We start from the raw sequence: 23247 nt of genomic DNA, 5'->3' as shown, positions 1-23247 counted from the left end.
AGCTGTTGCGCAGTCTTGCTACGGCCTTTGCCTTCATCTAGAAATTGCCATCGGTCGTCAGGCTGTCAAGGGCCGCTGTCGCTGGGCCTTCGGTCCTCCCTTGCAGCTCCTCCTCCCTCTGGCAAGGGGCAATTAAGGGCAAATGCCCATGCTACGTACTGGCGTACGTCAGACCTTCACAGGGCACCTTTGCAAACAGGCTGGACAGGTTATCCACAGCCGTCTTCTTCCACCGGTGCAGCATGGTTGGATGAACCCCGTACTCCGAGGCCAGTTGTGCAATGGTCTTCTCTTCCGTAAGAAGTTCCAGAACGACCTGCGCTTTGAATGAAGCCGGGAGGGAGCCGGTTGTGACATGGGATTTGTGTGTTTATAATAGCTTCATGCGAGCGCGAATTCTTTGTCACCGACTGGGCTCATTGGCGGGCGCCTTATTTGCGAGTGGAATCGGGCAGTTCAGTGTGGTCCTGGGAAGTGAGTGTCGACGCGGAATCACTTCGCGTCTTCAAATCCTGGGCAGACTACCACCGCCCCTTTGGCGGGAGGCGGGCCGTTCTGCAGGTATCACCCGGGACGAAGGCATTCCCACCGGGCGATCGTGAAGCGATAAAATCTGTGATCGGGGAGGGATGGACTGTGGCCGTGTATGATGAACTGGAAACGCCTCTTGGGACCCTTCGTGTGGTCATGGATTTGGTCGGCGTGAGCCGGGTGGCGCTGACCGAGGAGGATTGGGGAGAGATCCAGCAGGAGTTTCACGACCTCGTCCGGGATCCGGAGTCCTGTCGCGATGCCGTCCGCCAGCTCGAAGAGTATTTTTCCGGGCGCCGTCGCGCCTTTGACGTGGCCTTGTCGCTCCCCGAGGACAGTCCGTTTCGCCGGCGGGTATGGGCCGCTCTTCGTGAGATCCCCTATGGTCAGGTGCGAAGTTACGGGGAGATCGCCGCGGCCATCGGGAACCCCCGGGCGGTGCGGGCCGTGGGCCAAGCCAATCGGGCCAACCCCTTGCCGATTTTTATCCCGTGTCACCGAGTGGTGGGGAAAAAAGGGGACTTGGTGGGATATGCCGGGTCCCGGACCGATCTGAAAGCCCATTTACTGCGATTGGAAGGGGCGCTGGCGGAATGATTCTGGTCTCGGCGTGTCTGGCGGGTTGTCATTGTCGATACGACGGCTCCAGCCGGGGGTTGTCGTGGATTGAGGAGTGGGTGGCCCAAGGCCGGGCCATCCCCGTCTGCCCGGAGCAGCTCGGCGGTCTTCCCACCCCGAGGCCGCCGGCCCAGATTGTCGGTGGCGAAGGCGGGGATGTGTTGGATGGGCGGGCCAAAGTACTGACTCAAGAGGGCGAGGACGTATCCGAGTCCTTTGTGCGGGGCGCCGAAGAAGCTCTTCACTTCGCCCGTTTGGTCGGTGCATCGGCCGCCGTGTTGAAGCAGAGGAGCCCGTCTTGCGGGTGCGGCGCGATCTATGACGGCACCTTTACCGGAAATATGCGCCCCGGGCGCGGGGTGACGGCTGCTCTCTTGGAGCGCCACGGCATCCCGGTCTACTCGGAAGAAGACGAGCCCGGAGGCGTATTCGGGACGGAGGATTCGTGACCGGGCCGGCTCGTCTGCAGGGGCGGAATCCGGCCCGAAGGGCATCTTGCAGGCTCGAAAAGATCCGGACATGTTCCCGGCGGAAGGTCATTTTTCATCGGGGTCGTCCCCCGGCGGATGCAGCAGGGCCACCAGAAAAGCTTGTTCTTCTTGTGTCGGGTCGTTGCCCGGCGGCGTGAAATACCCAAAGGCCATGATCCCCCGCACCCGGGTGACGGTGAATAGCCCCTCGTGATCCTCCACGCGGTATTGGCCCCCCACTCGTACCGTTCCCGCCTCCACCAGGTGGGAGCGGGCGACGTCGTATCTGCGCTTCAGGACTTCCCATTCGTTCCAGCGCCCTTCCTCACGGCACCGTTCCGCCTCTTTCTGCAACCGCTCCATCTCCGCCAACAGTTCTTCTTGGCTCATTTGCCACATCAGTTTATAAATGGCGACTCCCTCCGCACAGTGGTTTTGTATTCATGATACCACGACCCAGTGGCCGTTGGATCAGAGCGAGGGGGTACTATGTGCGACCGGACACAGCCTCCAATTTGACCATGGAATCTCCGTCGCGCGTCGCTCTCGCTGCTTCTATCACAAACTTGACCGGGCGGGAAGGCATGTTGTTGCGTCCAATGATTCCCCTGGGCATTTTGGTTCTCATCATCACAACCATGTGCGGCGCAATCTATTTGCGTTTTTTCCGTATGGGGGCCTGGTGATTTGTCAGATGCAGGAATGCGATCCACCAACCTCCGGGTGCCCAAATGGTTGTTGCCTATGGTACCGTGAATGTGGGCGGGCGACGACCAGGAAAGGGGCGAGAGGAGATGCATCGTAATCATGTTAAACTGGCCCTTGTTGCGTTTCTTTTTGGGACAAGCCTAGTTGCAGGAGTGCCAGGGGTGCTGGCCCAGGATACGGCTCCGGTCAGCGGACACGTGGCGCATCCGTCCCACTATGCGGATCCGCTGGTGCAAAAGGTGATCGACACGGCGGAGACGCAGATCGGCACTCCATATAAATGGGGAACCAACAAACTTCGCGGCGATTCTACCTTTGACTGCTCGAATTTTACCCAGTACGTGTATCAAACGGCTGTGGGGTACCGATTTTCCTCGGGTTCAAAAAATCAAGGGGATTTAAATCAGTATCGGGACTGGGGGGTTTATTACAACATTCGGGATATTAAAGCCGGGGACCTGCTCTTTTTCTCTACCTCGAACTCCGGGGGGAAGGTGGGTCACGTGGGAATTGCCCTGGAAGATGGGACATTGAAAATTATCCACACATACTCACCAAAGGTGCCCCTGGGTGAGTATGATTACACGAATAATAAATGGTGGACGTCACATTTTCTGTACGCGCGTCGACCTTTGAACCACGTGCGGGCAGCCTCCACCCCGTCCACGCCGGTGCAAAGCCCGCCGGCAGCTCCGGTGACCGATTCCCCGGGTTCGGCGGTGGCTTCAGCTCCTTCCGGTGCTACGGATCGGGTGACCCCCGTCAAGGGGTGGGTCTCGGTGCGCAGCGCTCCCTCGACTTTGGCGCCGCGGGTCGCCGTGCTTCATCTCGGGGAGTCGGCGGAACGACTGGCCACGGTTAACGATTGGTGGTACAAGGTACGGCTGTCAGACGGCACTGTGGGGTATCTCACGTCGTCTCCCCGCTATGTTCAGACGCAGTAGCGACAGGGGGCGAGCTCGTAGCAGACAAGGATTGGGCCACGGAAGTTGCGGGAGCGGCCGGGGATTCGTCTCCGGTCCGCTCATTTTCTTCGGCCGGGCTCGTCGAGGGTTTTAAACTCGATGGGCCGCCCCGCATCTCTCCACGCACTTCCAGCCGGGTTCGAGCCGGGTGACGTAAAGCTCCCTCCTCCACCCGAATGCGCAAAGCGAGCAGCGGGGCATTGGCCATCGACACCAGAAGGGCCGTCCAATGGGCGTGAAAGGCTAAAGGCAGGCTTACGAGCTCCACCATGACGGCGAGGTAATTGGGGTGTCTCAACCACCGGTAGGGGCCGCGTCGTACCGGAGGGTGGCCCGGGACCACGAAGATCCGGGTGTTCCAATAATGGCCGAGGCTGCGCAAAGACCAGTAGCGGAGTCCCTGGCTGGCGGCAAAAAGGGCGAGGGCGGGCCACCACACGGGAAGGCCCGCCAATCCGCGAATCCGGACTTCCGCCACCATACCGGCAAAAAAGGACACGTGCAAAAGAACAATCCAGGGATAGTGTTCCCGCCCGATTTCAAAACCACCCCGGGCCCGGATCCAGCGGGCGTTATGACGGGCGAGGCCCAACTCCGCCAGGCGCTGGGCGATCACCCCACCGATCAGCCAGGGGAAAAGCTGTCCTACCTCCATTGGAGCATCACCCGTTCACTGGAGAATCCCGGACCCAGGGCCAGGAGAGCCGTCCGGTCCCCGGACCGGAGAGAACGCCGCTCAGCCAGGTCCTTTAAGACGAACAAAACGGTGGGGGCCGACATGTTGCCATACTGTCTCAACGTCTCATGGGCAGACTCCAGGCTCTCCTGGTTCAAGCCAAGCACCTCTTCATAGGCGGCCAAAACCTTCGCCCCGCCCGGGTGTACCACCCAGTGGTCGATTTTTTCTTCAGCCGGGGCAAAGTGTTCACGTTTTTGCCGACGAAGGAATTCCGGGATGTCCCGGGAGAACACGACCCGCCACCCGTCGTCTCCCACGTCCCAACCCATCATATCTTCGGTATCCGGCCAGTGGATGCTGTGGGAGCCCTTCCATTCCCATGCTCCGGACGACCCCGCACGCTCTTGGACCCTTTTGCTCCACCGCTCATAGGCCCGATCCCCCAGGATCAATGCCGCGCCCGCTCCGTCGGCAAACAACACCGTGGCGATGAGATTGCTTTTTCGCTGGTCTCTCGCCAAAAAGGTCAGGCTGCACAGTTCCACGATCACGACCAAGACGTGGGCATCGGGATCAGCGGCGGCGCTGGCCAGGCCCCGGCTCAGTCCCACGGCGCCCCCGGCGCATCCCAGCCCCCAGATCGGCGTGCGCCTGATTTTCCCGGACAAGCCAAGGCGCTGGGCGATCCGCATATCCGGACTCGGCGTGGCCAGGCCCGTAGAGGAGACCCACCACAGGTCGGTGATCGCCCGGGGGTCGACGCCGGTTTGGGTCAAGCATGTCCGGGCCGCCTCCGTCCCCAAGGCGACAGCTTCCTCCTGATACACGGCGTTGCGGGCGGAAAAGGGGCGGCCCTGGATATACCATTCCGCCGGCCGGCAAAAATGCCGCCACTCGATACCCGCGGTGTCGAAGGTGCGGAGCAGGCGGTCGATGTCCCGGAAGCTCGTCCGAAACAATTCCCTGGACATCGTCCGGACTTCCTCTTGGCTGTACCGGTGAGGGGGTGTTGTGGTGGCGATGTGGACGAGAAAGGGCACGGGCACCTCTCCTCTCTGTCTGGCGAAAACGAAACCCGTCTCCGTGAGGATCCCCCTCCGGGTATCGTTTCATGCACCGACCGCAGGGAGCTCGGTATGGCCCGGGATCAAAAGGGCTTGGTCACCATCAAGTAGGCGATGATTCCCAAAAGTCCCACCACCGACACAATGGTGCAGACATTTTCAAAACGGAGCTTGCTGACTTCCTCATAAGCGTGCAACTTCTTGGTGGCGGCTACCTTTTTCATCCCGCCCACCACCACGACTTTGATGAGGATAAAAATGATCATGTAGATCAGCATGGAGACGAGCAGCCAGAGCTGGAGCAGATAGCGCCAGGATGTGACGAGGAAAAATCCCGCCCCGGTCAGCCAGAGTACCCAGTCGGTGATCCAGTCCAGTCGGCGATAGGTGGATAGAAACGCCCGAACCTGGCCCACCTCTTTGAGGCGGGGGACATAGAGCAACACTCCCAATTTCACCGCTACCGCAGCCAGATGAAAGGCGAGAATGATATAAAAAGCCGTCATGGGCAACCCTCCGGATACTTATTCTTCCATTGTATCGGATTCTCACACCTATCGTCCCGTGGTAGAATGAAAAAGATCGCAGTTGTGCGGGATTTGTCATGGAGGGACCGATGTGGCACAAGTCGTGACATCATTTGAACGAGATTTGGCGCTCGTGGAGTCCTTGGCGCGACTGATGGAGGAGTGGGGGGATGGGGTCCGGGCGGCCCGGGTTCGGGAAGTGGCTGAAAAATACGCGCGGCGAGAGGTGATCGTCGCGTTTTGCGGACATTTTTCCGCCGGTAAATCCACGTTGATCAACAAGTGGCTCGGGGAGGACGTCCTGCCCAGCCGGCCCGTGCCCACAACGGCGGCGGGGGTTTTGATCCGCCGGGGCGCGCCGGGCCTGCGGATTTGCGATCGACACGGGGTGGTCCGGCAGCTGGAAGCGAACAATGCGTCTGAAGAACTCTCTCGGTGGTGCACATCCGAAGAGGACGTTCGTCTGGTGGAGGTGGGGAATCCGTCAATCCCCCTTCCCGAAGGAGCGGCTTTCCTGGATACGCCGGGGGTGGATTCGACGGATCCCGCCCATCGGGAGATGACCGAGGCGGTCCTTCACCTGGCGGACGCCGTGGTTTATACGATGGATTACAACCATGTGCAGGCCGAGGCCAATCTGACTTTTTTGCGCCGGCTGACCGATGGTGGCGTTCCCGTTTTCTTGGTGATTAATCAGATCGATAAACACGCCGAGGACGAACTGCCTTTTTTGCAATTTCAATATGAAACCGCACAGATTTTCAAAGCCTTCGGAATACCCGATAAGCGGATCTACTACGTGTCCCTGCGCGATCCGCAACATCCGTATCATCAGTTTCAGGAGTTGCGGGAAGATGTGTCGGAGTTTATGGCCGAAGCACCCCGCTGGTATCGCGGGTCCGTCGGACGGGCCCTTCGGGGCATTGTCGAGGATCACCTGAAAGCTTGGCGGGCCGGGCACCGGGAGGAGATCGAAGCAGCTCGGGCGCTGCTTGGAGAGGAACACGCCCGGGAGCGGGTGGAGCGCTTTGATCAACTGTCTGAGGAGGAGCGGCGTTGGCAAGATCCCGAGGGGCATCTGGAGGCGGTACACTGGCCGGAGTTGGTGCGCATGGTGGAGAATGCCCGGATCACCCCTTATGAGATCGGGGAGATGGCCAGGGCTTATCTCGACAGTCTGCGCCCGGGTTTCCGGCCCGGAGGGTGGTTTGGAGGTCGGGGACGGACGGAGAAAGAGCGGGAGGCCCGGGCGGCGGCGCTGTCGGAGGCTTTTGGACGGCGGCTTGAGACGGAACTCGATCGCCATGTGCGAAGCTGGGCCCGGGATTTGGCGGCAGCCTGGGGTGTGGCGAATGGGGATCTGTTGGACCGCATAGACGGGGCGCCCATCTTGCTGTCGACGTCAGAGGTGGCGGCGTTGGTCAAGCCCGGCGCGGTGGTCGAAGCTGGATATGTGCAGACCTATCTCCGGGATCTCGAGACGGCGGGCAAAGAACGATATCGGAAACTGGGCCGCCGTTTGCTGGAGATGATCGAACAGGCTATCCGGGAGAGGCGGGAGGCGGCCCTGGCGGCGATATCCGAGGAGAGGGGGCGTCTGGCCCCGTATGCCAATGCGAGGGATCAGTTGGAGATCCTGCGGGGGGAGGAAGAACGCCGGCGGACGGCCCTGTGGGAGCGGATCCCGTTTCTTGAGGGGGATGGTGAATCGCCGAGTTCCGCCGAGGAGGCCGCGACAGCCCTGGACGTTGCAAAGGAGATGCCCCGGACCAATGCCGGCCATGCTGGGGATGTCCCGCCGGCTGAGGAGGTTGTAGATGTTGCAGAGATTGCATCAGAAAAAGTTGCAACAGATGATGCGAATGTCGCGGGTGTTTCGTGTTCGGTAGATGTGCCCTCGGGATGGTTGGCCGATGCCGAGGTGGAGGTGGAGGTCGCCGTGGAAGGGGAAAATGGGGTTCCGAGTGTGGGACCGGGCCCAAGGCGAACCGGTGATCCCCGGCTCCTCGCTGCGGCGGAGCAGTTGCGCCAGGCTGCCGAAATTCTGGCGATTCTGCCGGGAACCGCGAAGATGACCTCGGCCCTCCTGGAGAGGGCCGCCCGGCTTGAAGAGCGGGAGTTCACCGTGGCGCTCTTCGGGGCCTTTAGTGCGGGAAAGTCTTCCCTCGCCAACGCCATGTTGGGATCCGCGGTTCTCCCCTCATCTCCCAATCCGACCACCGCCGCTGTACAACGGGTTCGGGCTCCGGAGGGTGGGCACCCGCATGGCACCGCCGTCCTTCATATCCGCGCCCGTTCGGAGATGGAGAAGGTGCTGGAGGAGTTGGAGTGCCGGGGCGAGGAAGAAGCGTGCACCGCCATTCGGCAGCATTGGAAGGAAATCGAACCCTATTTCGGCCAGGCCTTGCGGGCGCATTGGTCCCGGGTTCGCCAGGTAACCGCGGAAGAACGGTGGGCGGCCTATTTCTCGCACTTGGATATTTTTTGGGATTGTCCGTTCACGGCAGGAGGATGGGTACTGGTGGACACCCCCGGGGTGGATTCGGTCCACGGGCGCCATACCGACACGGCCTTTGAGTCCATCCGTCACAGCGACGCGGTGGTGTTCGTGACCTACTACAATCATGCTTTTTCCCGGGCTGACGAGGCATTCTTGACGCAGCTCGGGAAGATGCAGGAGACCTTTGATTTCGAAAAGATATTTTTCGTCGTCAATGCCGGTGACCTGGCTGCCAATGAGCAGGAACTTCAGGGCGTCGTGCAACATGTTCGGCGCAATTTGACGAACCTCGGCATAGTGCGCCCCCGGATCTACCCCTTGTCGAGCCGGGGGGCCTTGTTGGCGCGCAAGGCGGAGACCAGTTCGTTATCCCCGGGGGAAGAGGCTTGGCTTCGCACTTGTCTCAAGGTTTCCGCGGGGCCTCTACCCTCCCTCTCCGAAGCACTGGAGGTGACTGGATTCGCGGGATTCTACCGGGATTTCTCTTCCTTACTTCGGCGGGACTGGGCGGAGATGGCTCTGGGGCGGGCCTGGGGGGACCTGAGGCGGGCCGAGGAGCGGCTGCGGCGGTGGGTGATGGAGGCCCGGGCGGAGGGGGTGAAGCGGGAGGAACGCCGCCAGGTGTGGTCCGCCGGGGCGGCGCGGGTGGAAGCTTCGCTGTCCCAGGTGGAGGACGAGCCGCTTTTGCGGGGACTGGAAGGCGAGATTGCGGAGTTGTGCGATCACATTGAGCGCCGCCTGTGGATCCGTTACCAGGATCGTTTTCGGGAGTCCTTCTCTGTGGCGGCTCTTGAGGACGGCCGCCGGGAGGCGGTGGCCGCTTGCGCCGCGGATTTGGCCGAGTGGTTGGAAGACGAATTGAGCCAGGAGTGGAAAGCTGCGGCTCTGCGCGCCGAGCGCTGGTTCCGGGACCGCCGGACGGAGATTTGGACGGAGAGGGTTTCGGCGGCGTCCGGAGATTTGGCCGGGTGGTCCTGGGAGCCCGAGGCTGTGGAACCGTGGGAGATTCCAGCCCAACTCATTGGAAATGGGGTAGGGGAGACCATTCGGAGTCTCGGGCCAAAGTTATTCCCGGGGATGAAACGATGGCTTGGGCCGGGGATGGATGAGATGCGGGAGGCGTTGTGGGAGGCGGTCCTACCCCAGGTTCGCGGGTTCGTGGATGGGTTGCGAAAGACCATGGGGGATTGGGCCCGGCAGTGCGGCCGGCCGGTATTGGAATCGGACCGGCGGGCGGCCAAGGAATCTGCCCGGGAGTACGCCGCCGGGATGATGGCCGCCCTGGATCACACCTTGCCGCCCGAACGCTTGGAGGAAGCTTTACGCCGCTTACCTCGGCCTTGGTCCACTGTATGAGAGAGGGGGACGTGAGATGAGTACAGGGTCTTTGAACGGTGGGCCTCTGGTGAGCGTCCAGTGGCTAAAAGAGCGGATCGGAAGCCCGGATGTGGCCGTGATAGACTGCCGGTTTACGTTGAACGAGCCGGACGCCGGGGAGGCGCGGTATCGCGAGGGGCACATTCCTGGTGCGGTGTACCTTCACCTGGAGCGCGATCTGTGCGGACCGAAAGGACAGGGTGGGCGCCACCCATTGGCGGACCCGGACCGGCTGGCCCGGGTGTTCAGCGAGGCGGGGATCGGCTCCGGGACTGTAGTTGTGGCCTACGACGACCAAACCGGTGAATTCGCGGCCCGGTTGTGGTGGACGCTTCGCTACCTTGGTCATGAGCAGGTTCGGGTGTTGGATGGCGGCTATGCGGAGTGGCAAAGGGCGGGGTATCCGGTTACCCTGGAGATTCCGACGCCATCCCCGGCGAGTTTCGTCCCCCGGATGCGGCCAGAGTTGACGGTGGACGCGGAGTACGTGTCCCGGGTGGTATCTGGGCAAGCCCCTGGGGCCCTCTTGATCGACTCCCGGGCTCCCGAGCGGTACACTGGGGAACAGGAGACCATTGATCCGGTGGGCGGTCATATCCCCGGGGCTGTCAACATCTACTGGAAAGACGGCGTCGACGAGGACGGGCGGTGGAAAAGTCCCGAAGAGCAGCGCCGCCGGTTCTCCGGCGTCACTGGAGAGCGGGAACTTATCGTCTATTGCGGTTCTGGGGTAACCGCCTGTGCCAACCTGTTGGCTCTGGAAATCGCCGGGATCTCCGGTGCCCGGGTGTATGTGGGCAGTTGGAGCGAGTGGTGCGCGGACCCCGGCCGCCCGGTGGCTCGGGGCCCCAAGCCTTGACAGCTTCCGCATTCATCCCCGCTCCAGCGTTACACTAGAGGTGTCGGCCGAAAAGAAAGGTTTGGCAAAATCGACGGGAGGGATCCGAATGACGACAGTGCGGTCACGGGCGGAAATTCCGGTGGAGGATACGTGGAAACTGGAAGATCTGTATCCCGATGATCAGGCCTGGGAGCGGGAGTTTCAGGATGTGCAGAGCCGCTTAGGGGAAGTGGAGGCTTTTCGCGGGCGGGTCTTGGAATCGGCGGAGACCCTCCTCGCCGTTCTTCGCCTGGAAGACGATCTGTCCCTCAAGTTGGAAAGGCTTTATGCCTATTCCCATATGCGCAAAGACGAGGATACCACCAACAGTACATATCTCGCCCTGGCTGACCGAGCCCAGGGGCTCGCCGCCCGCCTGGCCGGGGCCTTCTCCTTTGTCGTGCCCGAGATTCTCGCCGGGGATGCCGGGGTGGTGCAGGGCTACATCGACAGTCACTCGGATTTGGCCTTGTATCGACACAAACTGGACGATATTCTCCGGCGAAAGCCCCATGTACTCTCAGCGGCAGAAGAGGCCATCCTCGCTCAGGTCAGCGAAATCGCCCAGGGCCCGACGACGATTTTCAGTATGGTGGACGATGCGGACCTGCGTCTGCCGACGATCCGGGACGAGCAGGGCCAGGAGGTGGAATTGACCAAGGGCCGCTACAGTCAGTTCCTGGAGAGCCAGGACCGCCGGGTCCGGCAAGACGCCTTTACCGCTTTTTATGCGGCGTACAAAGAGCGTCTGAACACCCTGTCAGCGACGTATCACGCCAGTGTCAAAAAAGATGTCTTTTACGCCCGGGTGAGGAAATACGGTTCTTCCCTGGAAGCGGCTCTGGACGATGACCGGGTCCCGGTGGAGGTGTACGACAGCTTGATCGCCGCCGTGCACGAGTTTTTGCCGGCCCTTCACCGATACCTGCGCTTGCGCAAAAAAGTGCTGGGCCTAAATGATCTACACATGTACGATCTGTATGTGCCCCTTGTGCCCGAGATCCACCGGGAGGTCTCCTTCGATGAGGCGAAAAAGACGGTGTTGGAAGGGCTTGCGCCCATGGGGGAGGAGTACCTCGGCGTGATGCGGGATGCTTTCGCCTCTCGCTGGGTCGATGTTCACGAGAACCGGGGCAAGCGAGGGGGCGCCTATTCATGGGGGGCGTACGGCACCCATCCTTACGTGCTGTTGAATTGGCAGCCGAACATCGACAACGTGTTCACCCTCGCCCACGAAATGGGCCACGCGATGCACAGCCATTATACGTATGCGCATCAACCGTACGTGTACGGCGGGTACTCCATCTTTGTCGCCGAAGTTGCATCGACCTGCAACGAATCGTTGCTGCTGCATCATCTCTTAAAAAATACCCCGGATGAGGCGATGCGGAGGTATTTGTTGAACCACCACCTCGAGCAATTCCGCACCACGGTGTTTCGCCAGGTGATGTTTGCGGAGTTCGAAAAGCTCACCCACGAGGCGGTGGAAGCGGGCCACGCCCTGACTTCAGACTGGATGTGCGACACGTATCGTCGGCTGAATGAAACCTACTACGGGGCCGAAGTGGTGATCGATGATCAGATTGCCTGGGAATGGGCCCGGATTCCGCACTTTTACACAGCATTCTACGTGTACAAATACGCCACGGGCTTCTCGGCGGCCACGGCCCTGTCAAGGCGGATTCTGGAGGAAGGGGAGCCGGCCGTCCGGCGTTATCTCGATTTCCTGTCCGCCGGGAGTTCCGACTATCCCCTGGAGGTCTTGGCGAAGGCCGGGGTAGATATGAGATCCCCGGAACCGGTGCGCCAGGCGCTGCAGGTGTTTGAGGAAACGGTGGCCGAGTTGGAAAAAAGTTTTGCCGGGTCCTGAGGCAGGGAAACCGCACAGATCGCCAGGGCGGGAGAAGGGGAAGATCCCGCCCGGTGCGGGACGGCGCGGAGGTGCGAGAATGGGGAATCAAAAGGTGTTCGGGGTGGTCACCCGGTATGCGGATCACGTCGGCCAGTTCCGGCCGGCTTTCTGGGAAGTCAAAGACGTCGGCGGGGCTCACCGGGAGCCGGTGGCGGGATCGATTCCTATGGTGAGTTGTTTTGCCGACAATCGGGTGGCAAAAGCGCATCCCGAGTGGGTCCAGGTGGGTCCGGGAGGACAGCGGGCGACGAGAGACCAGCCATATTTTGACTGGGACTGCCTTTGTCCGAGCCGGCCCGAAGTGGAGGCCCTGGCCCTGGAGTGGGTGAGGGACGCGGCGGCGCAGTCGGGTCCAGAGGGCTTTCGGCTGGACGATGTGACCTTTGCCCGGGAGGGTTACTGTCAGTGCGCGGCCTGCGAGGCCGGACGCCGGAAAGCCGGCCTGGACCTGGAGACCTATCGGATGGCTAGGTTAGCGGATTTTGTCGCCCGGGCGCGGTCGTCGGTGGCCGGGAAGCTGTATTTTACGCTGTTTCCCGATCCTTATCCCGGGCATCTGGAGAGGCGATTCGGCATCGACGTGGACCGGATGAAGCAGTGGGTGGACGTGTTTGTGGTGCCCATCTATGATCTGGCCTACACGACGACGTACTGGCTGGAAGTCCTGGCCCAAGGATTCCAAGATCGGCTCGGGGGGCACCCCTGGTATCTGGAGGTCTATGGTCTCGGCGTTGAAGAGGCGAAACTGGTGAAGGCCGCCCGGGTGGGGGCGGCCTATGCGGACGGGGTCCTCATTGCCTATGAGAACGATTTGGACAAATTGCGGCGCATTCAGGAGGCGCTGGTCGGTTGAACGGAGAGGATCGATTGGCCCGCCCGGAAGCCGAGGAGGTGACCGCTTCCGGTACGGTGGAGCGGGTGGTCTTCCGAAATGAAGAGACGGGATTTGCCGTGTTCCGCCTGAAAACCTCCGGGGGCGTGATCAGTTGCACAGGGTATGTATATTTTTCCCAAGGCGAAGGAGAGGCCCTGGAGGTGACGGGGCACTGGACGGAGCATCCGCGCTACGGCCGGCAACTTCAGGTTACGGGATGGAGTAAACCGGTGCCCACCGACCGGGAGGTGGCCATCCAGTTGTTCCGGCGCCTGGAGGGGGTGGGCAGGCGAGTGGCCCGAAGGATCGTCGCCGCCCTCGGCCCCGGGGCGGTGGATGCCATCCTCGATCACGGAGAGGCAGCCTTGGCGGGGATTCAAGGGTTGTCGCCGGAGAAGGCGCAGTCGATCGTCCAGCAGGTCCGGGCCCATCACGGGGTCCAAAAGGTGCTCGGGCAATTGATGGCCCTGGGCATTAGCCCGGGTGCCGCCATGCGGGTATACCGAGTGTTGGGGGAAGGGTGTCTCGAGGATATCCGGCGCAATCCGTACCTCTTGGCGGGGGTGGCCGGCATCGGGTTTGGCCAGGCGGACGGGGTCGCCCGGAGGTTGGGCATCCCGGCCGACAGTCCATTTCGCCTTCAAAGTGCGCTGTTGCATACCCTGGCGGGCTCAACCACCGAAGGCCACTGTTGGTTAGACCGGGCCTTTTGGCTGGCGAAGACGGCGGAGATGCTGGCCGGCATAGACGGGGATCCGTGGGAGGCCGATCAGTTCGAGGAAGCCGCCGGGACCTTGGCGCGGGAGGGGCAGATCCGGCAAGAAGAGGATCGGGTCTATCTGGCATCTTTGTGGGAAGCCGAGGAGCAGGTGGCCCGGTGGGCGGCGGATCGGCTCCGGGTGGCCGCTCTGCATTCAGCCGGGCTGGATGATTTGATCCAGTCTTATGAGCGGGAGTCCGGGGTGACCCTGTCGTTCACCCAGCGGGAAGCGGTTCGAACCGCCATGGCCAGTCCGCTGTTGATTTTGACCGGAGGGCCGGGAACCGGGAAGACCACGACGGTTCGGGCGATCCTGTGGTGCCGGCAACAATTGAATCCCCAGACCAAGGTGGGCATGGCGGCGCCCACGGGACGGGCCGCCCGAAGGCTGGAAGAAGTCTCGGGATTTTCGGCTGCTACTGTGCACCGTCTCCTGGGCATGCGGGTGGAGGGAATCGCTCAGTTTGACGAGGAGAATCCCCTCCCCTATGACCTGATTATCGTCGATGAGACGTCCATGATGGATATCCTGTTGGCGGACAAATTGGTCCGGGCCGCCGGGGACGCCGGGGTGATTCTGGTCGGGGATGTGGACCAATTGCCGTCGGTGGGTCCGGGGCATGTGTTGCACGACCTGATTCAGGCCGGAGTGCCGAGCGTCCGGCTCGATGTGATTTTCCGACAGGCCAGGGAGAGCAACATCGTGGTCAATGCCCACCGGGTGCTCCAAGGGGAGTTGCCTCGCCAGGGCGGGGACTTTTGGTTTGTCGAGGTATCCGGGGCCACGACGGCTGAAACGAATGCGGCCATCGCCGTTCGTCTGGAGCAGGCGGTGCAAAATCTCCTGGCGGAGGGCTACTCGCCTGCCGACATCCAGGTGCTGAGTCCCACCAAAAAGGGGGAGCTTGGCACCGAGGCGTTGAACATTCGACTGCAGCAGCTGATGAACCCCCGGCAGATGGGCAAAAAGGAAATCCCCTTCGGTCGCAAAGGCGAGCGGGCTTGGCGGGTGGGCGACAAAGTGATACAGATGCGCAACGATTATGAGAAAGAGGTGTTTAACGGCGAAATCGGCGTGATCGAAGACGTGGATCCCGAGGAAGGCGTGTTGCTGATTCGATTCGGCGACGCCCTGCACGAATACGAACGGGATGAGTGGGATCAGTTGCGCCACGCCTATGCGATTACGATTCACAAAAGCCAGGGCGGCGAATATCCCGTGGTGCTGATCCCCATGACCACGAGCCACTACATCCTCTTGTACCGAAATCTCCTCTATACGGGGATCACCCGGGCGAAGAAGCTCTGTGGGTTGATCGGCATGCCCCGGGCCCTGGGCCTGGCGGTGCGCAACACTCGGCCGGTGTTGCGCAACACCCGGCTGACCGAGAAGATTCAAGTATACAGCAGGGGGCGAGGGGCAGATCCGGGGGATCCGTGACTACCGTTGAGGGTCTGGTCACATCCCCCTCTCCGCTGCTTTTAGGGGAGAAGCCCCATCCGCTTGGCGATAATCTCTTTCATGATTTCGCTCGTTCCGCCGTAGATCCGGGTTACGCGCATGTCCCGCCAAGCCCGCTGGATCGGATATTCGCCCATGTACCCATATCCGCCGTGAATCTGCAGCGCTTCATCCGCCACTTTGCAGGCCGTTTCCGTGGCGGTGAGCTTGGCCATGGAGGTTTCAGCCACTGCATCCACCCCTTGGGCGAACAGGTCCAGGGCGTGATAGGTCAACTGGCGCGCCTTTTCCACCTCCACCGCCATGTCGACCAACCGGTGGCGAATGACCTGGAACTGGGTGAGGGGGCCGCCGAACTGCTGACGGGTTTTCGCGTACTCCACAGCCATATCTAAGGCCGCCTGGGCGGTCCCCAGGGTTTGCAGGGCGATCATCAGCCTTTCCCATTGAAAATTGTGCATCACCAGATAAAATCCTTTATTTTCCTCCCCGAGCTTGCGGTGTGCAGGAATTCGGCACTCATCGAAAAAGAGTTCTGCCGTATCCGAAGCGTGGTTTCCTACTTTTTCTAACTTGCGCTGCACGTGAAATCCTGCGTCATCCCGCTCGACGATAAATAAGGTCACACCCCGATGCCCTGCCTGGGGATCGGTTTTTGCCGCCACCACGTAAAAATCCGCATAGACCCCGTTGGTGATAAAAATTTTGTTTCCGGAAAGGACGTAACTGTCGCCTTCCCGCACCGCCCGGGTGCTGATGGCCGCCACGTCCGATCCCGCCCCGGGTTCGGTGATGGCCAAGGCCCCGATTTTTTCTCCTTGAACCCCGGGGACCACATAGGCTTGTTTTTGTTCTTCGGTGCCGAAGCGATAGACCGGGCGCATGGCGATGCCGATGTGGACGCCCACGGTATTGGCGAATCCCGAAGCGTTGAGCCGGCCGAGTTCTTCATGCAGCACCGCTTCCGCCAAGGGATTTTCCCCACTTCCTCCATACTCTTCCGCAATATTCAAGCCAAAATAGCCGAGTTCGCCCATCTTGCGCAGCACGGTCCGGGGCACCTGCTCCGCCCGCTCCCACTCGTCGACATGGGGGGCGATCTCTTTCTGCAGGAATTGCCGAATGGCACTGCGCAGTTCATCGTGCTCGCGGGTGAATGGATGCATGGTGCCGTGTCTCCTTTCGTGTGAATGGGATTGCTCTCCGAGGCTTCGGGGACAGGTTGAGTATATCATCCAAACGGTCGTTTGAGAAGGAGGCCAGCTTGCCGGGCAAGGCGGGAGTCGTTATACTGGGGATGCGGATTCATGTATTGTGCAACGGAGACAGGCCGGGTGCCCTTCGGGGCGTAACGGGGAACCGGGTGAGAATCCCGGGCGGTCCCGCCACTGTAACCGGAGAGTGCGTTTTCAAGATGCCACTCGCCCATCGCGGGGAAGGCGAAAGCGCGCGAAGACCCGGAAGCCAGGAGACCTACCCGGTCGAACTCCCGAGGGGCCTTCGCGGAAAGGCCGGGGGGAGGCGGCGAGGGGAAGGACGTAAAGACCCTGCCGCCCGAACAGTATCGCCCCGGCGAAAGCCGGGTTTTCTTTTTGGGCTTCGGGAATCAGTCAAGAGCCCGGCCGGGCATATCCCGGCCCTGCTTCGGAGACAGCCTTTCCCCGGCCCCTCCCCCGGAGGAGAAGGCACATTCGGAGATGAGGGAGGCTCGGACATGGTCCGAATGGATGGGAAGCGAAAGTTCTGGACGGTCCTCGTTCTTTTCGCGGTGATCTTGATTCTTTCTTCCTGCGGAACTGGGGCGGCTCCTTCCGCGTCGCCCCAAGGAGGGGCGAGTCCGCCGGCAGTCACCCACTATCCGCTCACGATCAAAGATGACAGCGGGACATCGGTGACCATTGCCCGGGAACCCCGGCGGATCGTCTCTTTGATCCCCAGTCATACGGAGATCCTGTTTGCCCTGGGTCTGGATCGGAGGGTGGTGGGCGTCACGACGTGGGACAACTATCCTCCGGGGGTTCAAAAAAAGGTGGAAGCGGTCCTGGACGGATTGAACCCGCCCATCGAGCGGCTGGTGGCCCTTCACCCCGACCTGGTGGTGCTCGGTTCTCACAATGAGAGCATTGTTCAGACGGTGAGAAACGCTGGGCTAACTGCCGTGGTGTACGACCCTCAAAGTCTGGAGGCGGTTTATCAGACTATCCAGGCACTGGGCGAGATCACGAACCGTACATCCCAGGCCGCGGCCTTGGTCAATCAAATGAAGACCAAAGCTTCGGCCATTGCGGCCAAAGTGTCGCAAATCCCACCGGACAAACGGGTGAGGGTCTACGTGGAGGCCGATCCGAACCAATTATATACGGCGGGGAGCCACACGTTTATGGACGAGCTGATCCGTCTGGCCGGAGGCATCAACGTGGCGTCGGATCTAAACGGGTGGCAGCCGATGAACGCCGAAATGTTGATCCAAAAGAATCCCCAGGTGATCGTGGTGACCTACGGATATTACGTGCCGGATGCCGTGGACAAGCCGAAACAGCGGCCCGGGTGGCAAGTCGTGGATGCCGTGCGCAATAACCGGGTGTATTCCGTTGACTCGGACTTGGTGAGTCGCCCGGGCCCCCGGATCGTCGACGGAGCGGAAACCCTGGCCAAGCTCTTCTATCCGCAGTTGTTCCAACCCTGAGCCGCAGCCATGAGAAAAGATCGTCGTCGGTCATGGATGTGGGTCGGGGTCTGGTTGGCCGCCGTCGCCTTGTCCCTGGCCGCCAGTGTGGCCATCGGTCCGACCGCCACGGATCTGGACAGCCTCTGGCGGGCGATACTGGCGGGACCGGGTGCCAAAGCCCCGGAGGCTGCCGGGGGCTGGGTTCAGGCGGTGGTATGGGAGATCCGCTTCCCCCGGGCGGTTCTGGCCCTTTTGGTCGGGGCGGCTCTCGGGGCCGCGGGCGCGGCTTATCAAGGGGTGTTACGCAACCCCCTGGCGGACCCTTTTATCCTCGGCGTGTCTTCCGGGGCGGCCCTGGGGGCGGTGGCGGGTATTCTGTTCGGGGGACAGGTGGGCCTGTACGGCTTGTTTGCCGTCCCGGGGCTGGCTTTTGTCGGCGGCCTTGTCGGGTTGGCGGCGGTGTTTTGGCTGGGCTCGATCCGGGGGCCGGGTTCCCGGAACAATACGCTGATTCTCGCCGGGGTAGTGGTCCAATCGTTTTTTGGAGCCATCCTCACCGTATTGATGGTGGCCGCATCAAACCGACTGCCCAATGTGATGCTATGGCTGTTGGGAAGCCTGGCCAATCGGGATCCTCGGCTGATCTGGAGTTTGGTTCCCGCCACTGTCCTGGGGTTGACGATGGTTTGGTGGGAAGCGCGGAACCTGAATGTCCTGACCCTGGGTGAAGAGGAAGCGGCACATCTCGGGGTGGACGTGGGGGCTGCCCGGCTGGTGATTTTGGGGGCGTCCTCCCTCATGACGGCGGCAGCGGTGTCCGTAGCCGGGATCATCGGGTTTGTCGGCTTGGTGGTCCCTCATGTGCTTCGCATCCTGGCTGGACCGGACCACCGTACTTTGCTGCCGCTGTCTGCCCTGGGGGGCGGCGTATTTTTACTCTGGGCGGATAACGCCGCCCGCACCTTGATTCCCGGGCAAGAGATCCCCATCGGGGCGATCACCGCTTTTTGCGGGGCGCCATTTTTTGCGTATCTGCTTCACCGGCAGGGGCGGTAGCGAGGGGGCGGCAGGGTCGACGAATTGGGGTGCGGAGAAGGGGGCGCGAGATGGACGGGGCGAGATTAGAAGCGATCGGGCTTTGTAAATCATACGGAGACCGGGAGGTTCTCCGGGATGTTTCGTTTTCCGTGACCCCGGGGACGGTCCTGGCGATAATCGGGCCAAATGGGGCGGGCAAGAGCACCTTGGTCCGCCTGGTGACGGGGATAGAGCCCCCGGATCGCGGCCGGGTGAGTCTGGACGGAGTGCCGGTATCGTCGTATTCCAGAAGGCAGTTGGCCCGGCGGATGGCGGTATTGCCCCAGACCCCCCTGGTGGCCGGCGGGTTTTCGGTGTACGATACGGTCATGATGGGGCGCCATCCGCACCTGAGGCCGTGGCGCGGCGAAACAAACCACGACCGGCAGGTGGTTGAACGAATTTTGTGGGAAACCGGGCTGAATGATCTCGCCGGGGTGACCGTGAACCATCTGAGTGGCGGCCAACGGCAGATCGTGGCTCTGGCGATGGTGTTGGCCCAGGAGCCCGACGTGCTCATCCTGGACGAGCCCACCACTTTCCTCGACATTGGCCACCAAATGCAGATTCTGAACCTTCTATGCGGGGGCACGGCGGGGCGGGGAAGGGAAGGCAGGAGGCCGGCGGTGATTCTCGTGCTTCACGATCTCAATCTCGCTGCACTCTACGCACACCGGACTTTGTTGTTGAGGGCCGGGAGCACCGAGGCCTATGGATCGCCGGCGGAGGTGCTGACCGAAGATCACATCGAGTCGGTGTACGGCATTCGACCCCGGGTCTTGCGCCATCCGGATGCGGGGGTGCCTCAGATCCTGCTGCCGGCCCCGCCCTGGAGTGCTTTGGATGTCCAGGGGTGGAGCAGTGCAGGCGGATGAGGTGGCGCACAATGGGCGACAACACCGGACCCGATGCCCGGCGGCAATAGAAAGGAACGAATGTCATGCAATTCTTGATTCTTCTATCTGTTTTTCTCGGCCTGACGATCCTTTTTGTCGGGGGGTATATTTGGACCAACCACATTCGCGGCAAGGTGGTGTATTTGCCTGCCGATCAGTGGTCTGAGGAAGCGATTCGACAAACTATCGCCGACTGGGAAGCCCAAGGGTGGGTGTGGGAACGGACCAACGAAAAAGCGAGGAGCATCCGGTTTAAGCGGGGGTGAGGTGCACCCGCCGCCATGCCTTCAGATCGGTGTCAAACGGATGCGCCCCGGGAGTCAGGGTAACCGGGCGCCTCATTTGGGTACTGGGTGATGGGGCGCCCAGCCATTCAGGTCAAAAATGGGGCGATGTAGATCCCGGAATCCCCGGGTATCGGAGGGATCTCCGGAAAGATGAGTGGGCGATCATTCTAATGGAAAAAATGCGCCGCGGCCTTCATCAAGAGGGTGCGGCGCGTTTTTGTACGACGATGCACAAGCACGTACAAAATGCCCCGGGGAAAACCCGCCTATTTTATAGGAGGTGCGGCGGCCAGTACGGCGGCCGGTACCCCATCCATCTTGCGGATGTTCTCCCGGAAATGCCGTGCCAACTCCCGGGCTTTCGCGTCATAGGCCTCGGGATCTGCCCACGTGTTTTTGGGCAACAGAACCTCCGAGGGCACATCCGGACAAGTCTTGGGCACCGACAGGCCGAAATAGGGTTCTTGGACGTATTCCACCCGGTCCAAGGCGCCCGAAAGCGCCGCGCGCACCATTGCCCGGGTGTAGGCTAGCTTCATCCGGGATCCCACCCCGTAAGGACCGCCGGTCCAACCGGTGTTGACTAAGAACACCCGCACCCCGTGCCGGTCGATTTTCTGCCCCAACATCTCTGCGTACACCGAGGGGCGCAGGGGCAGGAAGGGGGCGCCGAAACAGGTGGAGAAGGTGGCTTCCGGTTCGGTGACCCCGCGTTCGGTCCCGGCCAATTTGCTCGTGTAGCCGGATAAGAAATGAAACATCGCCTGTTCCCGGTTCAACCGGGAGATGGGGGGCAGAACCCCGTAGGCGTCGGCGGTGAGGAAGATCACCGTTTGCGGGTGACCTGCGGTACCCGGGATCCGGGCGTTGGCGATATGGTGCACCGGATAAGCGGCCCGGGTGTTCTCGGTGAGATCCCGCCGGTCGTACAACTCCTCCCGGGTGGCGGGATCGAGGACCACGTTCTCCAACACTGCACCGTACCGGATCGCTCCCCAGATCTGGGGCTCCAACTCCCTGGACAAGTCGATGCATTTGGCGTAACAACCGCCCTCGATGTTGAACACGCCGTCCTCGGACCAGCCGTGTTCGTCGTCTCCGATCAACTCTCTCTCCGGATCGGCGGACAGGGTGGTTTTCCCCGTGCCCGAAAGGCCAAAAAAGAGCGCCGTGTCCCCTTCTTGACCGACATTGGCCGAGCAGTGCATGGACAGGACGCCCCGTTGGGGCAAGAGATAATTCATCACGCTAAAAATCGACTTTTTGATCTCGCCGGCGTACTCGGTGCCACAGATGAGGACCAGACGGTGTTCAAAACTGATGATGATTGCCGCCTCGGAGCGAGTGCCGTCCCGCTCGGGTACCGCTTGAAAGCCCGGAGCGGAAATTACGGTGAACTCCGGTTGATGTCCACTGAGTTCCTCGCTGGAAGGGCGAATAAACAGTTGGTGGGCGAACAGGTTGTGCCACGCCCGCTCGGTGATTACCCGAATGGGCAGCCGGTAGCGCGGGTCCGCGCCCGCGAATCCGTCGAACACATACCGGTTTTTGTCAGTCAAATAATCGGTCACCCGATCGACCAGCTCCTCAAAACGGTCGCGATCGAAGGGCTGGTTGACAGTGCCCCAGTGGATATGGGTTTCACTGCCGGGCTCTCTTACGATAAACTTGTCTTTGGGGGAACGCCCGGTATATTTCCCGGTGGTCGCCGCCAAGGCGCCGGAAGCGGTGAGGACGGCCTCCCCATTGCGCAGGGCTGCCTCGATCAGTTGGGGCACGGCAAGCTGGTGTTGTGCCCCCGGACCTTGGACCAGGCGAAGGAGATTCTTTTCCAGCGTATCCGTTTTCATAGCGCATCCTTTCCCGGAACCAAATGTTGTTCTTATTGTACCGAGGTGGGGATTGGGGCGCAATACTTTTCCCGGATCTTGATATAAGTGACATACGAATTCGACAAAATGTAACATCCTATTTGTCCGTTGGTGGAGATGAGCGCGGTGATGGCGGAGGGGATCCGGGGCCGGTTTGCCCCGAGCCCGACAGGTTTTCTGCACCTGGGCCACGCCTGGGTGGCCCTGCTCAGTTGGCTGCAGGTTCGCGGGTCCGGCGGGAGTTGGGTTCTGCGGGTGGAGGATTTGGATCCCGATCGCAGCCGGGATGTGTACGCGGAGGCGTTGAGGGAGGATCTCACGTGGCTGGGACTTGATCCGGATGAGGGTTTCGGAGTTGGGGGGCTTCATGCTCCTTATCGGCAGAGCGAGCGGGTGGATCGGTATGAAGCGGCGTTTCGGGCGCTGCGGGAACGAGGAGAGGTGTACCCCTGTTTTTGCACCCGCAGTCGCGTCCGGGAAGCGGAGCGGGGGGCAGCCCTGGCGCCCCACGGCCCCCTTAAAGGATGTCCGGGCCGGTGTGCGGAGCGCCCGGAGAGAGAGCGACGGCGCCTCGTGGCGGAGGGGGAGCGTCCCCATTGGCGGTACCGGGTCCGGCGGAGCCGGGACGAGTGGGAGGATGGCTGTCGCGGACATCAGAGCTGGGAGAGGGGCGAGGGAAATTGGGATCCCATCCTTCGCCGGCGGGATGGAACGTTTGGGTATATGCTGGCGGTGGTGGTGGATGACGGGGAAATGCAGATCACCGACGTGCTGCGGGGTGATGACCTGTTGACCGCCACCCCGATCCAGCGGGATCTGTTCGGGACCCTGGGCCTTCCAGTGCCCCGGTACGCCCATGTCCCCCTGCTGGTGGACTCGGCGGGCCGGCGTCTTTCCAAGCGGCACGGGGCGCTGGCCTTGCGGGAGTTGCGCCGTAGCGGGGTGAAGCCGGAGGCGGTGATCGGGCGCCTGGCAGCCTGGGCGGGATGTGTCGAACGGCCGGAGCCCTGTCGACCGGGGGAACTGATCGGCTTGCTGGATTTGGCCAAGGTGGGCCGGCGGTGGCCGGGGAGGATTGTGGTGCAGGAGCGATAGATGAATAGATAGAAGAGAGGGATGGC

19 protein-coding genes, 2 pseudogenes and 1 riboswitch are annotated in these 23247 nt (G+C 61.6%); of the genes and pseudogenes, 13 read left to right on the top strand and 8 right to left on the bottom strand.

Annotated elements, in window-relative coordinates; translation table 11 throughout:
• Positions 1–151: 151 nt before the first annotated feature.
• Positions 152–325, bottom strand: a pseudogene (locus CVV65_RS17295) (transposase); the annotation flags it as partial.
• Positions 326–636: 311 nt separating this feature from the next.
• Here CVV65_RS17295 and CVV65_RS12325 point away from each other — a divergent pair.
• Both CVV65_RS12325 and CVV65_RS12320 read left to right on the top strand, forming a co-directional pair.
• Positions 637–1128 carry a methylated-DNA--[protein]-cysteine S-methyltransferase gene (locus CVV65_RS12325; RefSeq protein WP_100668381.1) on the top strand — a complete coding sequence of 164 codons (492 nt, stop codon included), beginning with the start codon at positions 637–639 and terminating at the stop codon, positions 1126–1128.
• Positions 1125–1598 (top strand): 2-thiouracil desulfurase family protein, encoded by a 474-nt coding sequence (locus CVV65_RS12320; protein WP_100668380.1) that lies wholly within the window; start codon positions 1125–1127, stop codon positions 1596–1598. The genes CVV65_RS12325 and CVV65_RS12320 overlap by 4 nt, the downstream gene beginning before the upstream one ends.
• A 13-nt stretch (positions 1599–1611) precedes the next feature.
• Here CVV65_RS12320 and CVV65_RS17455 read toward each other — a convergent pair.
• Together CVV65_RS17455 and CVV65_RS12310 are read right to left on the bottom strand one after the other, a co-directional pair.
• Positions 1612–1689, bottom strand: a pseudogene (locus tag CVV65_RS17455) (Ada metal-binding domain-containing protein); the annotation flags it as partial.
• On the bottom strand, positions 1686–2009 hold the full coding sequence (locus CVV65_RS12310; RefSeq protein ID WP_157935509.1) for a YfhH family protein: 324 nt from the start codon (positions 2007–2009) through the stop codon (positions 1686–1688). The gene CVV65_RS12310 and the pseudogene CVV65_RS17455, both read right to left, overlap by 4 nt.
• A gap of 479 nt (positions 2010–2488) precedes the next feature.
• Here CVV65_RS12310 and CVV65_RS12300 point away from each other — a divergent pair, with 479 nt between their 5' ends.
• Positions 2489–3271, top strand: a complete 783-nt coding sequence (locus CVV65_RS12300) for an NlpC/P60 family protein (protein WP_198592017.1) — start codon at positions 2489–2491, stop codon at positions 3269–3271.
• On the opposite strand, the gene CVV65_RS12295 is transcribed toward CVV65_RS12300, so the two are convergent.
• The 3 genes from CVV65_RS12295 to CVV65_RS12285 form a co-directional block, all read right to left on the bottom strand.
• Positions 3237–3947, bottom strand: coding sequence for an isoprenylcysteine carboxyl methyltransferase family protein (locus CVV65_RS12295; RefSeq protein ID WP_100668376.1), 711 nt, complete (start codon positions 3945–3947; stop codon positions 3237–3239). The two genes, CVV65_RS12300 and CVV65_RS12295, sit on opposite strands and share 35 nt — an antisense overlap.
• A complete protein-coding gene (locus CVV65_RS12290; RefSeq protein WP_232796604.1) occupies positions 3938–5011 on the bottom strand; it encodes a type III polyketide synthase in 1074 nt (357 codons plus the stop codon). Before CVV65_RS12290 ends, CVV65_RS12295 begins: the two co-directional genes overlap by 10 nt.
• 107 nt (positions 5012–5118) lie before the next feature.
• Positions 5119–5541: a hypothetical protein gene (locus CVV65_RS12285; RefSeq protein ID WP_013076403.1), complete on the bottom strand. Its 423-nt coding sequence runs from the start codon at positions 5539–5541 to the stop codon at positions 5119–5121.
• 112 nt (positions 5542–5653) lie between these two features.
• On the opposite strand from CVV65_RS12285, the gene CVV65_RS12280 reads away from it, so the two are divergent.
• The 5 genes from CVV65_RS12280 (at position 5654) to recD2 (ending at position 15306) form a co-directional block, all read left to right on the top strand.
• Positions 5654–9418 carry a dynamin family protein gene (locus tag CVV65_RS12280; protein ID WP_100668375.1) on the top strand — a complete coding sequence of 1255 codons (3765 nt, stop codon included), beginning with the start codon at positions 5654–5656 and terminating at the stop codon, positions 9416–9418.
• Between the two features lie 16 nt (positions 9419–9434).
• Positions 9435–10298 (top strand): sulfurtransferase, encoded by an 864-nt coding sequence (locus tag CVV65_RS12275; protein ID WP_100668374.1) that lies wholly within the window; start codon positions 9435–9437, stop codon positions 10296–10298.
• A gap of 88 nt (positions 10299–10386) precedes the next feature.
• Complete coding sequence (pepF, locus tag CVV65_RS12270; protein WP_100668373.1) at positions 10387–12189, top strand: oligoendopeptidase F; 1803 nt, start codon at positions 10387–10389, stop codon at positions 12187–12189.
• 79 nt (positions 12190–12268) lie between these two features.
• Complete coding sequence (locus tag CVV65_RS12265) at positions 12269–13084, top strand: alpha-galactosidase (protein WP_100668372.1); 816 nt, start codon at positions 12269–12271, stop codon at positions 13082–13084.
• On the top strand, positions 13081–15306 hold the full coding sequence (gene recD2, locus CVV65_RS12260; RefSeq protein WP_157935508.1) for an SF1B family DNA helicase RecD2: 2226 nt from the start codon (positions 13081–13083) through the stop codon (positions 15304–15306). The genes CVV65_RS12265 and recD2 overlap by 4 nt, the downstream gene beginning before the upstream one ends.
• 41 nt (positions 15307–15347) lie before the next feature.
• Here recD2 and CVV65_RS12255 read toward each other — a convergent pair whose 3' ends face one another.
• Positions 15348–16493 (bottom strand): acyl-CoA dehydrogenase family protein, encoded by a 1146-nt coding sequence (locus CVV65_RS12255; RefSeq protein WP_100668370.1) that lies wholly within the window; start codon positions 16491–16493, stop codon positions 15348–15350.
• A gap of 149 nt (positions 16494–16642) precedes the next feature.
• A riboswitch (cobalamin riboswitch) is annotated at positions 16643–16822 on the top strand.
• Between the two features lie 219 nt (positions 16823–17041).
• On the opposite strand from CVV65_RS12255, the gene CVV65_RS12250 reads away from it, so the two are divergent.
• The 4 genes from CVV65_RS12250 (at position 17042) to CVV65_RS12235 (ending at position 20234) form a co-directional block, all read left to right on the top strand.
• On the top strand, positions 17042–18013 hold the full coding sequence (locus tag CVV65_RS12250; protein ID WP_198592016.1) for an ABC transporter substrate-binding protein: 972 nt from the start codon (positions 17042–17044) through the stop codon (positions 18011–18013).
• A gap of 9 nt (positions 18014–18022) precedes the next feature.
• Positions 18023–19051 carry a FecCD family ABC transporter permease gene (locus tag CVV65_RS12245; protein WP_100668369.1) on the top strand — a complete coding sequence of 343 codons (1029 nt, stop codon included), beginning with the start codon at positions 18023–18025 and terminating at the stop codon, positions 19049–19051.
• A 50-nt stretch (positions 19052–19101) separates the two neighbouring features.
• The gene (locus tag CVV65_RS12240) at positions 19102–19947 is read left to right on the top strand and encodes an ABC transporter ATP-binding protein (protein ID WP_100668368.1); all 846 of its coding nucleotides are present in this window, start codon (positions 19102–19104) and stop codon (positions 19945–19947) included.
• Positions 19948–20012: 65 nt separating this feature from the next.
• A complete protein-coding gene (locus CVV65_RS12235; protein WP_100668367.1) occupies positions 20013–20234 on the top strand; it encodes a hypothetical protein in 222 nt (73 codons plus the stop codon).
• A gap of 287 nt (positions 20235–20521) precedes the next feature.
• Here CVV65_RS12235 and pckA read toward each other — a convergent pair whose 3' ends face one another.
• Positions 20522–22105, bottom strand: coding sequence for a phosphoenolpyruvate carboxykinase (ATP) (gene pckA / locus CVV65_RS12230; RefSeq protein ID WP_100668366.1), 1584 nt, complete (start codon positions 22103–22105; stop codon positions 20522–20524).
• 138 nt (positions 22106–22243) lie between these two features.
• Here pckA and gluQRS point away from each other — a divergent pair, with 138 nt between their 5' ends.
• Positions 22244–23221 carry a tRNA glutamyl-Q(34) synthetase GluQRS gene (gene gluQRS / locus CVV65_RS12225; RefSeq protein WP_232796603.1) on the top strand — a complete coding sequence of 326 codons (978 nt, stop codon included), beginning with the start codon at positions 22244–22246 and terminating at the stop codon, positions 23219–23221.
• Positions 23222–23247: the final 26 nt, after the last annotated feature.

Source organism: Kyrpidia spormannii (genome assembly GCF_002804065.1).
In the GTDB taxonomy this organism is placed as follows: Bacteria; Bacillota; Bacilli; order Kyrpidiales; family Kyrpidiaceae; genus Kyrpidia; species Kyrpidia spormannii.
This window is presented reverse-complemented; position numbering and strand designations above follow the sequence as displayed.